Source organism: Dyadobacter ginsengisoli DSM 21015, assembly GCF_059568735.1.
The window spans coordinates 26975-40031 of record NZ_JCANTY010000018.1; the positions used below are offsets into that span (position 1 = coordinate 26975).

General features: G+C 46.8%; 7 protein-coding genes. 3 read left to right on the forward strand and 4 right to left on the reverse strand.

The annotated features are described in order from the left end of the window. Window positions 1-5 precede the first annotated feature (5 nt). The 4 genes from BP71_RS37230 to BP71_RS37245 all read right to left on the reverse strand — a co-directional run bounded on the left by BP71_RS37230 (window position 6) and on the right by BP71_RS37245 (window position 9765). Entirely contained in the window at window positions 6-1088 is a 1083-nt protein-coding gene (locus BP71_RS37230) for a hypothetical protein (RefSeq protein WP_496386897.1), read from the reverse strand. A gap of 1 nt (window position 1089) precedes the next feature. Then, window positions 1090-8580, reverse strand: a complete 7491-nt coding sequence (locus BP71_RS37235) for a hypothetical protein (RefSeq protein WP_496386899.1) — start codon at window positions 8578-8580, stop codon at window positions 1090-1092. Between the two features lie 442 nt (window positions 8581-9022). Then, on the reverse strand, window positions 9023-9433 hold the full coding sequence (locus tag BP71_RS37240) for a hypothetical protein (RefSeq protein ID WP_496386901.1): 411 nt from the start codon (window positions 9431-9433) through the stop codon (window positions 9023-9025). A 29-nt stretch (window positions 9434-9462) separates the two neighbouring features. Further along, a complete protein-coding gene (locus BP71_RS37245) occupies window positions 9463-9765 on the reverse strand; it encodes a hypothetical protein (protein ID WP_496386903.1) in 303 nt (100 codons plus the stop codon). Between the two features lie 1042 nt (window positions 9766-10807). On the opposite strand from BP71_RS37245, the gene BP71_RS37250 reads away from it, so the two are divergent. The 3 genes from BP71_RS37250 to BP71_RS37260 all read left to right on the forward strand — a co-directional run. Beyond that, window positions 10808-11230, forward strand: coding sequence for a hypothetical protein (locus BP71_RS37250; RefSeq protein ID WP_496386905.1), 423 nt, complete (start codon window positions 10808-10810; stop codon window positions 11228-11230). A gap of 294 nt (window positions 11231-11524) precedes the next feature. Next, window positions 11525-12391: a hypothetical protein gene (locus BP71_RS37255; RefSeq protein ID WP_496386907.1), complete on the forward strand. Its 867-nt coding sequence runs from the start codon at window positions 11525-11527 to the stop codon at window positions 12389-12391. Between the two features lie 180 nt (window positions 12392-12571). Beyond that, window positions 12572-13057: serine hydrolase (locus tag BP71_RS37260; RefSeq protein ID WP_496386909.1), on the forward strand; the 486-nt coding region annotated here is incomplete at its 3' end.

Genomic DNA, 13057 nt, shown 5'->3' on the forward strand with positions numbered 1-13057 from the left:
TGCGGTCAAGGGTTAAAAACAGCGACATTTTTGACTTTGTCTGCCCCGAAAATGGAGAATGTCAAGGCGGTCGGACAATCCCAGTTCTCATCCCAGTAGGAACGGAGGCCGCTTTGGTTCTGCGTGGCTTTTTGCAGATTGATCTGGCGAATGGAAAACACTTCAATCTCGGAAGTCTGTCCTTTGAAGGAGCGCAACTGCTTGAACAAATCTCCCTTGGCAGCACTTTGAAGATGCTTGGTGAAGGCATCCACCCCGGTGGCTTTTCCAGCCAGCGCATTCTTAGCCACTTCACGTGCGGCGGCAATGCAAATATCTACGCCACGGCTAAATAGAAATTCGGCCGAACGGCTTACTTCGCTGGACGATGTTGTTGAGTAAGAGGGGTAGTAGGCGGCATATTGCCCAGCGCTTTCGTTCTCGGCCGTAGTCCAGGTAAGGGTTTGATTTAAAGATGCTTTCGTTCCTTCAAATACCTCTTTTAAAAATTGATCGTAAAAGGTGTTTTTGGAGTATTTAGAATTTTGCTGAACTGCGCCTGGTTTAAGAATGTCTACATTGACCATTACGCGGGCGAGCTCTTTTTCAAGTTTTCCACGTGCGCCGGGTGAGGTATACGCCCCGTTTGGGATACATTCCTGCCCCATACGATGCACCACCACTTCTACGAAACTATGATTCGTAAACGCATAACCGTAATTGGCCAGCAGCGCGGGAACGAATTCATCATAAGCGGCTTTGACCGGTGCGGAGCGGTATTGAATCTGGTAACTCCTGGCATTACCTTTTCCATAAATGTAATCTTTGCGATCCTGCTCCCGTGCTTCCATAAGTGTCTCCGCCATTTTTGCCTGGTTGGAGGCTGCATGCGGGCCCGGGTTTTTATTCACCAAAGTGCCATTCAAGGCGCTCGACAAATCGGATACAGACAGATTGGTGGTAGACTTGGGGGCCGTCTGCTGTACCGGTTTTGGCGACATCTGGCCTGTCTTGGGTTTCAGTATGGTCTTTTTCACTTGCGCTTGAATAGAGGATGCTGTCAGGCACATCCCAATCACCATCGCGATGTAAGTTTTTAGTTTATCCATGTCAGTGGCTCGTTTCGGTAGGAAACAGTGTATAAATCGTTGCATTGTCGTAAGGCTCTTCCGTCGGTGTGAAGTAGGTGCTGAAACGAACCACCGATCGTTTGAAAGTGTCCAGTGTGCCATCCAACAGGTTCACATTGACCTGATGTTCACTGTCCTTGAAATATTGGTCCGGAGCCTCACTCAGCAGGGTTGCCACGGGCTTTGCCACGGCCTTGAACCAGGCGCTGTTTTCCGTGGCTTTCAGCAACACGAGCGGCGGGCGGAACTGACCGTAGCCAAGCTCTTCGTAGCTGAGATCATAGCGGTCAAAGCCTTCATCAACGGTCATCGATCCGGTGACCACATCGCCCGTTTTAATTCCGGGACCCACCCCGGCACCTGACGCGGTTGTGAATTTTGCTGCTCCGATTTTGTCTTTCAGCGTATTGTATTTACTGGTTTTGAAATAATACCTGTACAGTTCCATTTTCAGGCTTTTCCGAAGTTTTTCTTTCTTGCCGGCAAGATCCTTCATAGTAGCAAGCCCGTCAGTTCCTTGTTGGGTGAGCTTAAACAGGCTGGTAGCGCTTTCAGTATCCACACTTGCGGTCAATCCATGGGTGTTAGCGATCTGGGCCATCTTACCGGCATCCGAGTAGGTGTTTACATAGCCGCCATAGGTCAGGTCAACCTGGTTTTGGATAACTGAGGGCTTGGTTGTGCCGGATAAAACCTGCGTCTTGCTCCCTGATACTACCGGCGATACCTGGGTATTTTGTATGGATGCCGGGTTCGAACTAAATCCGGTACTTTTATAGATGTTGGCCGTTGTGATTTTCTTTGTATTGATTTGTCCGTCAAACCCCTTCGCCAGCACCTGGTCCACAAATTCCTCCTTAGGTATTCTGATCAGTTGAAGCCGGTAAAGTGTATTATTTCTCAGTCCTAACGGAAGATCATAAACGTATTGATCTCCGGTAAACTCAGCGCTGGCAAGCAGGACACTTTTTGCCTGATCTGCTGCAAATTGACTGCCTTCCAAAGGGGTAAACGCTACCTGCAGATCATAATCAGCATCTGCCCCCATACCATTCAGGCAACCCTGAGGTACCGCTTTTAATTTCACAAAAGGTCTGGCAGACTCCCCTTTCATAAAGTAGCGCTGGCCTTCATAAGGATATGAACTGAGTACCATATCCTGACTGGACGCACCCTTGCTCAGATCGGTTGGACAGTCGGCAGTGACGAAGGAAACCCTCTCGGTTTGTTCTACGGTTTTGCTTTTGAAAAGAAAGGGTTCCAGCTTTGTTTTGTTGTACACATAAACCTGGATACCAACTGTCAAATCGTAGGTGGTATTAGGCAAAAGAGATTTATCACGGTAATAGGTGGCGGCATAATTCCTGTCGCCCTCCTCGTTTTTCCCCATCACCAATGTGCCGGTATTGGAATCGCCGCTTTTCTGGGTTGCTATGGCCACGAACCGATCTTTAAATTGCAGCTTAAACTCCTGGATAAATGTGTTTCCCATCCGGGTACCAATGGCGCCGGCATCCACCTGCTTACCTTCCGGAATCTCGATCTCAACGATCATTTTGTTTTCAACCGGGTAATTGAATGTGGCCGTGAAAGGGGTCATAATAGAAGTTTTGGTATCCGTACCTGCGGGGCCGATGGAGGAGATCAACGGCATGTCCGTAAAAGGATTGGGTGGCAGGAACGCCGGATCGCATTGGTGCTCCCGGTTATACCAGAAGTCAAAATTGAAGTTTCCCTTCACTAGTCCTTTGAGCACGCTGTAACGCACGGCCACCTGCCCGTTGAGCCATATCGGGTTCACAAGCCCGCCCCGCAAGAGTGCGCCCGCCGATAGGCTGGCTACTTCAATGCGCCCTTCATAAACCCAGAGATCCACATCGATGCCCAGCGCAAATGTCATACCCGCATAAAGCTGTCCTTCCGCATACCAGCCATTGATGCCGGGAATTTGCCCGCTTGCACCACACGGGCTATCCAGCTTTTTGAGCACCATGTCAAAACCTACCGCACCGGCAAAATGCATATAAAACGGACCGATGTTGTAGTCATGCCCCATGGAGAATCCGGCACCAAAGGCCAGTACCGGGTTTTCCGGCGAACTCTTGAAGGCCTGGCTCGACTGGTCTTTCCTTTTCCTGCTCATTCCATTAAAAAGGGAACGCAGCGCAGCATCCGTAATGTAGGGATCCGGCGGTAATTTCCATCCATTAGGCGTGTAACTGCCCATGACGAAATAGGAACCGAATGTAGCTTCTATACCCAACTTGACAGTCAGGTTAGCCCGCCCATGTTCTGTGGGTGCCCCAATTGCAAAGTACCAGTTGGGGGTGCCCGAATAATTGATCTCGAGATTGACAGGGAGATTAGCCGATATGCTGCCGGGGCTTATTTCCAAACCTGCCGTAAGATCCCCCTTTCCGGTAAAAACGGATTTTGCAAGGTCAAGATTCAAGTCAAGGGTCCCGGTTGCGAGCGAAGCGTTCTTCCCTGTTCCTAAAAACCAGGCGTTAGCATGAATATTGATATTGTCAACCGTGGAACCATTCAGGTTCATAGTGAAAGTTCCTTCGCCATCGAGTAGATCAGGCGTGATCATTCCCACTAAAACGGATGCGTTAAAACCTTTTTTGCCTTTTTCGGGGATATAAATTACAGTATCGGCACTTGCAGTTTGCAAAACATTGGAATAAAGCCCGCCACCGAAGCCCTTGAAAACCACCGGTCCTGCCAGAGGAATGGAAGCTCCCTCTGGCAATTTGGCCTTCCCACCTACGTACCAGTATCTATACGGGTCAGGTCCCGTGATTTTACCAAACATGGCCCCCACCTCTATATCGAATTTCTCCAGCATGGTCATGTGAAGATTGCCCTTGAAACCATTTCCAAAAGTTGGATCATCCTCGAAGAGATTAACTTCACCGCTCACCGAAATTGGCCCCACAGTGCCACCGGCCTTAAAAGCGGCGCTTTCTATCTTTTTGAAGCTCCATTCAGGCCTTCCATTAGAGGCGTTTCCAACATTGAAACGAAGCATGAAATCGCCCTGAGCAGTAATGCCCGCCGCCTCTGAAAGATCCAGATCTCCACCGATCCTGAAGGCAGGTGTAGCAGTCTTTTCGTCGACGACCCCGGTTCGGGCGGGATCGATGCTGAAAGGCAGACCCGTGGCCTCTTTTTGCGGCGACGCCAGTGTCATACTAAATTCTTCGACCTGAAAATACGGTGCCGTTGTATTCAGTATAACACCCTGAAATGTTGCATTTGGTATGTTGAAAGATCCTGCGTCAATACCAATGGTGCCATTCAGCACTGCCTTTGCGGCAAAGCCGGTCGAGGCGTTGTACTGTGCCTTGATGGAGGAACCCTTCAGGTTCAGTATGGCCTTCCATACATCTGAATGCATGTCGCTGGAAGATTCCGCTGATAATTCAAATGCCAGCGCTCCGTCCGAAGCATTAGAAGTAATGGTACTTTTGTAGTCAAGCTGGGACGATTTGTTGGTTGGGTCCTTAAAAATAGGCAGTACCAGCGCACCCTTCATCTGCGAGGTCTGAAACGAACTATTCAGGAACGATACCATGAATTGGTCAATCGAAAAGTACCAACCACCCATTGAGCCCTGATCAATGGGGAGAACATTTTCCACCTCCATTTTACCTGAAAAGCCCTTGTCATCATAGATCATCCCTTTTGCGGAGGCTGTCACAGGATCGCCCCCATCCCCTTTTTTAAGAAAATCAGGCAACTCAATGGTCATTTCAGGAAAATAAAGGCCCTTCCACAATGCGTATCCATCGGTAGTTTCATATCCCTCGGGGAGTGCGCCCGGAGTGACGGCTTCGGAGTGGTCGTAAAGAGCAGGCTGTCCGCTCGCCATGGAAAACTTGAAATCTTTGATACCCTCTACATAAAATCGGGGGAAAGAGAATTGGGCAGTCCAGTTTTTGAAGTCCTTTTCAACATCGGTATTGATGCTGATCTCAACCGGGCCGTTAGTCTCAACCAGTTTTAGCTTGGGAGGTGTGAGCAGCCCATGAATGCGCATTTTTCTGAACCCGTCTTTGTCAAAAACCGCATAGGTGACCTGGCTGGTGTCGGGCTTCAAAAAGGCACTGCCGGCGAGTCCGTCGTCGTCCCCTTTCAAGGCAAAATACTTGGTCACCTCCATTTTCTTCGCGAGGTAAAGCACCCCTTCTCCACAAGGTTTTGAAGGAGTCATACAAAGGTTATACCCACTCAAGGGCAAGCCCGAGATCTGGTCGGACGGGGATGGCACCCAGCTGTTAGCATTGAATACGGCGCCTTTCGGCGTAAAAATCATGTCCGTGATGGCGATCACGGCATTTTTTCCATTGTCAATACCGAAAGGCAGCTTGAAGCCGATGCTGCTGACCGAACTTTTCAGGTTTGATACAAGCTGATCTTTGCTGCTGGCAAAATACTCGCCCATGTTCTGGATCTGCTGCGGAGTAATTTGCACCGAAGGGGCATCGGGAGCGTCGGCACCTGGCAACATCCCCGGGACCCCCTCTTTATGAATGCCCCGCACTTTGCCCGCTATCACTACTCCCTGCGCGTTGCACTGCACATCCATGAGCTTCACAATCAATCGGATGTAGCCACTGTTGATCATTGGCACAGGGATCATGCCTGTACCATTCAATTTGCCGTTCGATTCTGTGACACTGACATTTTCAATGGTGAAGTTGGCTATCGTCGCCTTTTTTTCAGCCCTGACTTTACTGTTGTCGACCTTCATATCCTGCTGGGCCTGAACAGGGTTGCATTCACAGGAAGCGGCAATATCAGCAGAGAGGAATTTGCTCTCCTTCTTTTCGACACCCAAATCAAGCAATGACAATAATGGCGACACAGTAACAGGCTCGATTCCGGGTTTGACCCTCAGTCCGTAGGTAAATCCCTGCACCGGACTTTTGCCTTCATTCAGGAAATTGAGCCGCTGGGATAACGGATGCGCCTGTACCCGCCAGGCATATTTTTTACCAAACTGCAATGGAGGATGTTGCGGCCCGTATACCAGCGTTGTCGTTCTCAGTCCTTTGATCTCTATACCGGATCTGGGCAAAACCACGGCATCGATAAATACATTCGGGTCAGTATCAGGGTGCGGAAGTTCAATCAGACGAAAGGTATATTCCACCTGCGAAGGGTTCACGCCAACGGGCGCCGACCAGGAGAAAAGTTGCGTCTGTGGCGTTTTGGCTATTACTTCCTCGTCAGCAAACGGCATGATCAATATCGGAGGTTCCACGATCCTGACCGGGATCAACCCGCTGCATCCCATAGGAAACTCGGCCGACAAGGGCCTGGTGGTAGCATTATCAAATGCCTGAACGCAAAGCTGATAATTCCCCTCAGGCAAAGGTATTCCCCTGTATAATTCGTTTTTGTTCATTCCCTGAACCTCAATTTGTGCCAGGTCAAACAGACCTTCCAGCTCCGAGCGGTTGACCAGTCGGTTTACATCGGTTGCCCGGAGTTGCAGTGGTTGCACAGGCCGGTAATTCGGAGATGTTCTGATCACCACACCGTTGTCGCCTTCCAGTTTTCCGAGTAACCGGATGGACAGCTCTTTACCTGAAAGGTTTGAAATAAATACCTGCACGCGATTGCCTGTACCCGGATAATCCTGTATGTACGGGCTGTACGGAGGCAACACGTTGGTGGTTATACGCACTTGGGTTTGCGCATAAGTGCCCGAGTGCTGGAATGCCAATACCAGGAGGACCAGGGCAAAAAAGTGTTGTTGCCAAATTTTAGAAAGATATTCCATAGCCAATGTTTCCTCTGAATTCGTTGAACTTCTCGGTCTGCACCCCTGTGTCCGATTTAAGGTAATTGAAACGATACTGAGGTTCTGCCGCTTCGAAAGCTGATATCCCGCATTCGCTATGGCTGTCAGCACCTTTCCCGTCATGGCTGCCTGCTGATTTATCAGATAAGAGACGTTGGCGGATGTCACGATTTTCTTCTTGAAAAAACTATAATTGCTGCCCAGTGTAGGACCGTAGAACCGAAGCTTATCGGGCCCTTGCCCGGTGACAGGCAAGCCTGTCTGCGTGTAGGACACCATCAGGTTCATCCCGAATCCGCTTTGATTCTGTTGCAGGAAGTATCCCAGACTGGCATTCTGATTACTATTTTCCGTTTGCATCGCCGTGGCGTTATTCAGGTCCGACAATCGCTGGTGTGAGCCGGTCAATGTAAAAATGTGCGAAAGCTCCTTGTTGAAAATCGCGTAACGCATGTTGACAGTGGTGGAGAAATTATTCTGCGCTATACGAAGCGTATCTATCAGTGGCCGGAGCCCCGCACGCTGGCTAAGTCCATAATTGGAGAGGGAAATATCGACTCCCACGGTAGGATCAGGATTGACCGAAACCATTAGCGACCCGATTGATCGTCCTGTACCCGCGTTTTTGTTTTTGCCCAGATTGTCAAACTGCCTTCCGTAACTTCCAGCCAGCCTGATCTTACTTTTCAACAGGTTAAGCGATACATTACCTGTGTAGCTCTGAATATCACTTTGAAAATAATACGCGCCCATTGTCTGGAAATTCGGGTCGATGCGTTTGTACTGGAACTTGACCATGCCCCACTGGCTTTGGTAACCAAGTGCGGCCTGTGTGGCCTGCGTCAGTTGAGTAGAAAGCCTGGGTGTGATCATTTTGCCAAAAAGCTTCGCCAGGAAATTGCTGCCTTCTGCACCTACCGCCGAAGCATACATGTCGCGCGTGTAGGAGCTGGCTGCCGCATCGACTTCCAGGCTGATATGCTTGACAAGCAACAACCGGGAGCTGATTCCTACCACTAAATTTTCGGCCGGGGCAATATTTTGTTCGGGCGTTGAAACCACGCCGGATATGGAATTCGTGTCGTCTTTGGCACGTAGCACAAGCAAGTCGATATAATTATTGGGTTTGCCATAACCTACTTTAAAAGCATAACCTGTTCTTTTAAACGAGGGGGTAATATCCGGATCAGCTATGGTGGATGAAATAGCTTTATTGAACCTGCCATAAACGACTCCGATCCTGAACAAACCCGGATTGAGCTCCACACCGCCGCCAAGAAAAGTATGGCCTGCCAGCGTGAAAGGAGAGAACGCAACGTTTCGGTAGCCAGCGTGCACGGTCGCCCATTTGTAGGTAGGGCTTATCCCGAATTGATTGAAAGGCTGACGAAAACTGGTACTCTGATTGCCCAAAATAACCGAAAATGGCAATGTGATCCCTCCCGGAAGCGACACCGTAATGGCCCCGCTTAGCCCGAAAGGGTTTGGTTGGTTACGCCCTGCGATACCGGTTGATTTGTATAGACCGGCATAGGCATTCAGGCCGCCCGATAGTTGTACTACCCTGGATTTGCCGCCGTTGTTCTGGGCAAAACCAACCTGGCAACAAAAGCATTGCATCAATGCAATCCCGAGACATGTAAAACTGGCTTTCATAGCTTATCGGCAACTGAACGGAAAATGAGAAGCAGGTTCCGGTTTGATGCTATGAATCTAGAAATTTCGGATGGCCGGCATCTCTGATAATCGATGAACGTGGCTAAAAAATCGCTGGACGGAAACCTAAGTCACGTTTCTTTCATTTGAGACCCGGCAGATCATAGACTTGTTTTTCCGTTGCAAAGTACTCCGCGAATAGCGCATGTCACTTTGGGTGAAAACTCGAAAGTTTTGCGCATCCCAAAACACAAAAAGCCCATTCAGTGATCTGAACAGGCTTTTAATAGTTTTTAATAATTTTTGGCGGAGATATAGGGATGCCAATCGAACACTTAACGACACTTTCAACTCTGATACAGGCGATTAAACTCGAGGATTAGCCAAATTTCAGATGCAAATTGCATAGGATAAGTTAACATACAATAGCGTCACCAGTGGCCTAATTAATTCGTTGCCATTTAGATACATAAAATATAGCGGAACTATTTTCAATATGAAGCTCCATGGTATCACCGTAAAATTTGGAAGTGTAATAGGATCTGTATCCGCCAGGAGTTCCTATATTAAGAAGAGTATCAATCCAATATTTTTTCGTGATTGTTCTTTGTTTGGCATATTCATATTCCAGCAGTACGCTATCAGGGAGAAAGTGCCAGTATGCACCTGGTTTGTCAACGGGTGGTCGGTATTCGCCATTACCTAGGTAGAAAGGTTCCCACTTACCAAGAATAGCGTACTGCGGGTCCAATTCGTGCTTTTTACACCCCGATACGAATACCACTAACATAAATACAACAAGTAGTTTCATGGGAATTGGTAAGTTTTCAACAACGTCACAATGTGCTTTCATTTACAATCATCGGTTAGTGAATTGGTATTTCAGCGAAAGAATTCCCTGGAAATACCCGATAAATGAATCCGATTGAGGCGAGCCAGCGCCAGGTTGGTAATTACGCTGCATGCTTCCCAGATAATTGTTTCCTCGAAAAACAAACGATTTTTGAACACCCCAGTCAGTTTAAGAAATCGCGATAAGTGATGCTGAAACCCAACTGTGGCAGCAGGAAACAGGGCCGTTGATTTAGATATGACAGGAGGAATATTGATGCCCAAATTGGCTTTCCACTGGGCAGGCGCCACTAAGGTTGTCAAAAAGAAGATTGGTGAAAGGATAAGCCTCATAACCCAAGTTATTTAGTTACAACTGTGACACCAATAAGTTCAATTTAGTTACCTCAGTATGAAGTTGCTCTCTCAGCGACTTCCGGAATTTGCGCATTTACAGTTCGCAAAGGTCAAACTCATAACGCCCGAAATTGAGCAGGCACAAGGCAACTTCTGCATCCGGTGTTACGATTAAGGCAGCCTTTCTGCTGAACTTGCGCTTGTCCTGGAATTAAAATTTTTAGTAAACATTAACTCAGCGTTCGTTATCGCAAGGGAAAAGTCGAAAGTTGCTGGGCAGTAAACGATAAATGAGTTTGCACCACTTGTTTGGGTGGAAGGTGATTGAAAATCGCTCAGTTGCAGTGTGTACTGATCATTCCACTCGATAATGTCCTGACCTTTTGATACCGATCCAATGAAAAGGAGTGCAGTCAAATAAAAGAGTTTCATATTAAAAGGCGTGATGAAAAGTCAATGCATCGACAAACACGGGGGTATTATTACTGCACAACATAGGAATAAAATCAAAAAGTCATCCCGCACGCACGGCTGGCCTTTCTCTTCTCAGGTGATCTTTGCTATGCAGCAGCATTATCATGCCTTGCTAAGGCGGATGGCAAATGAACTGATGGTTAACATCCATAGCGATGGCGAGTCTGTCACCGGATACCGCTGCATTTAACGCCAGAACTGGAAGAATTTTGGCTCTCAGAGCATTTCACGGATGCGGATATGGGCGGTCTTCGAATACATGCTGCCTTCGGAACATCGTGTTTAGCATTAGAGGAAAGAAGCTGTGGACGGGAAGACGAAATTTGAGCTTTGGAGGTATCAGAATTTGCGGTCGCGGGAATGACGGGCCTTTTCAATCACGGCTGTTACTGTTTTAACATAAGGGATAAATAGATGACCCTATCTGCATAACGTTTATGAAAATTCGTTTATCATATGCTAATAGTAGACCTTGCGAAATGTGACGTATTGAACTTTCAGGCCATTGGACTTATTGCATATGAAAAAACTTAGGTCGTACTTCTGCTGTATTATAGCTGTCATCATGGCCTCATGTGAAAAGGAAGACCCGTATGTATACCAATGCCATGACGGGACCGTACAATCCGAATTATTTAACGATGACTTAAATCCAAAAGTGCGTGTTTTTGATGCCGGAAATACGAATATGCGTGCTCAGGTAATTCAAAGCGAAAATGAATTATACAGTAAACTTGACATACCCTATCTGAAAAAGAAAGTTGATTTCAAAAATCGTAGCCTCATCGTCGTTAGTATTAAAACGCACACCCTTGCCTATGTAATGTCTCAAAACGTTACCGCGAACTGTTCGAGTAATAAATTAACTATCAATGCAACAATGCGATATGGATCTCTGCCGATCGGCGGTGTAAGCTGCGTGTTCGCAATCGTACCAAAAATCCCGGAAAGCATGTCTATCAGCTTTATTCCAGAATATATTTATTAGGAATTTACAGATCCGTGCAGCCGGCATTCAATACCTGATCCTTTCCATAGATAGGAAAAACTTGCATATCGTATAAGTCATTGGCGACGCTTTCTATTTTAATTGGTTGAGGCATCTCTGCCTTTTCAGGCAATTCGTAGAGCGCATACCGGTCGCAATGTTGCTCGCTACCGGCACCCGGGGGGCCTGCGAGGGCCCCCCGGGATCATGCTACCCTAATATGAAGCTTGCGTGCAAAATTAAAAAATCGGGTCCCTGCCAATTTTTTAGTAAAATGGTTACTTTTAGCTCCATATGAAAAGAAAATATTCTATCCTTCTGCTTTTGATTACCTTAGGTACCACCTTCCAGCACGATAAAATCGAAAAAAAGACCAAACTCATAGTCGCCGAGGGAAAGCGTTTGTACAGGTCAGAAATGGCTTCCTGGTATGGAACAGATATTTTTATTCAACGTTTTGATGACAAGGAAAAAGTAGGTGGTTATTTTTCTTATCCTGATGGAGATGTAGCAAAATGCATTTTCTTCTCAAAGGGGGATAGCCCCAAGGTTCTTGGAACCATTTCTTTTGACAGCACCTACGATGTCAAAACTGCGAAAGTCGATCTGGCCGAGAGAGGTTTCACAAGTAAAGAATCTGAATTATTTACAATTCGTGCCAGTGCCTTAAAGGTTATCAGTTCTGATACGCTATTTAAAAAATACCGTAATACGAGCCTAAACCCAATACCAATTATATCAGATGGGGAGCGAAAAGTGTACGTCTTAACAGGGCCTAAAAACGACGGGGTGGTTGTTTTTGGCAATGACTATCTGCTAACATTCGACAAAAACCATAATCTCATCCGCAGAAAGCAGCTGCATAAAAACATTATCGTGACAGAATATGGGCAAAAAGCGGAGGATGAAAAAGTAAGTATCGCGGCAATGCATACGCATTTACCTGAGACAGGTGATTTTATTACAGCAACCGATATCTGTACGCTTATGCTGTATGAGAAGTTTACGGGATGGGATCAATACAACGTTGTTTCTGAAAAATATTTATCCGTGTGGAACTGTCATAGCAATACTTTAAATGTTATTTCTACGGACGTTATCCGGAAAATCACCGACCATGAGAAACAATTAAAAAAGGCGGCTCCCAATAAACAGTTATGAGAATATAAGCACATTAGTCAAGAATTGTCGCCGTCTTTCCGGTATGTTTGGGGTTTTCGGTCTCGGGATTTATGTTCCTATGACGAGCTATATGAAAGAGAATTTTATACTATTGCCACAGTTTTTCATGATTATGAAGTATGAAAATTAAGATCTTTGATAATCATAATAGGTATCAGAATGAAACGATTTATATGGATCACTTTCTGCTGGTTACAGGCATGCTCCATGTCAGGTCAAAAATATGAATACCAAACTCCTGCGTCCCTAAACGATGGCTGGCAAACTGGCAGCCTGCTTTCCCAGCGGATCGATACCTCGTACTACAACCAGTTTTTCGATACCTTAAGTGCTCCAAAAGAACACAATTTACATAGCTTTTTAATCATCAAGAATAACACCCTTGTGCTGGAAAAGTATTTTGACGACCAACAAATCACCAGCAAGCATGACCTGCGTTCGACCACCAAGAGCATTACAGCGTTACTGGTTGGTATTGCTCTGGACAAAGGGTTCATTTCCAGCATTGACGATCCTGTCGCCAAGTATCTGAAAAATTATTGGCCAACAGCAGACACCGACTCTTTAAAAAGTGCCTTAAAGATTCGACATCTGCTTACCATGAGCAGTGGATTGGCTTGTAATGACTGGGACCCGAACTCTCCG